Origin of the sequence: Methylobacterium sp. J-030, assembly GCF_022829545.1 — a bacterium.
GTDB lineage: Bacteria > Pseudomonadota > Alphaproteobacteria > Rhizobiales > Beijerinckiaceae > Methylobacterium.
On the sequence record NZ_JAKSYM010000019.1, the window covers coordinates 1 to 1,024 of the forward strand.

The following is a 1,024-nucleotide window of genomic DNA, read 5'->3' on the forward strand; positions in this document are numbered from 1 at the left end:
GGGGCTGCACCATCGTGGATATTCCGCGCTCGGTCATCGAGCATCTCACGGCCCGCCATCCCCGCATCACGCGAGCGCTCTGGTGGGCGACCCTGGTCGATGAGGGCACGCTGCGGGCTTGGCTCGTCAACATGGGGCAACGGGCCGCCGACCGGCAGATGGCGCATCTCGTGTGCGAGTTGCTCGTGCGCTTGCGGGTCGTAGGCCTGGTGAGCGAGGACAGCTTCGAATTCCCAATGACCCAGGATGATCTCGGAGACGCGCTGGGTATCAGCAGCGTACACGTGAACCGGGTGCTTCAGGCACTGCGAGGTCAGGGCCTGCTCGAATGGAGGCGCAAGCGCATGCGCATTCCCAACGCTGCGCGGCTGATGGATTTCGCTGAGTTTGATCCGAAGTATCTCCACCTGAACCCACGCGACGACGAACGTCCGCTCTTGGGTACGTCGTAGACTGGCTTCTGCGGAACGTCCGCTCCGGGGACAAGGCTTAAGGTTCGCTCACCACTCCGAGCTGAGATTGCCGGACGGCCAACGAATGGCTGCTTTCGGAAAGCGCCTATAGTGAACCGGGCGACCAGGCTAGGTCGGAACCAGAATGGCGGCTGAGGGTGAATATCCGACAGTCTGCTTTTGTGTTTTGATCCATCGAAGCGGACATCTCTACTCAGCATACTCATCGCCTTCGTCATCGCGATCAGTTCTTGAGGCGCTGCCGCACCCACCGCGTCGCGTCCTCCAGGGTATCGAACACGGGAGCGCGTACCTTCGCGAGACGCCCGAGCCTGACCTCCATGTACCAAGCCCCGCGTCGCTCATGCTCGGGGGCGTCGAGGCGCACTAGCACGGCCACGAGCAACCCGTTGGCGATCACCAGCATGCCGACCTCATCCGGGCTCGCTGTGTCGACGGAGATGGGTTGGAGGACAACCAGGATCTCGACGTTGTCCTGGCCCACCAACTTACCTGCTCTGGACGCTGCTCAGCCACGGCACCTGCCGGCGGCCACTCCAACGCGTGTTCCT

At 62.8% G+C, this 1,024-nt stretch carries 2 protein-coding genes; one reads left to right on the top strand and one right to left on the bottom strand.

From position 1 onward, the window contains the following. A partial coding sequence (locus tag MKK75_RS00440) for a Crp/Fnr family transcriptional regulator (protein ID WP_244040672.1) occupies positions 1 to 452 on the top strand: 452 nt, incomplete at its 5' end. Between the two features lie 244 nt (positions 453 to 696). Here the strand turns inward: MKK75_RS00440 and MKK75_RS00445 are convergent. After that, a complete protein-coding gene (locus MKK75_RS00445; RefSeq protein ID WP_244000795.1) occupies positions 697 to 957 on the bottom strand; it encodes a hypothetical protein in 261 nt (86 codons plus the stop codon). Positions 958 to 1,024: the final 67 nt, after the last annotated feature.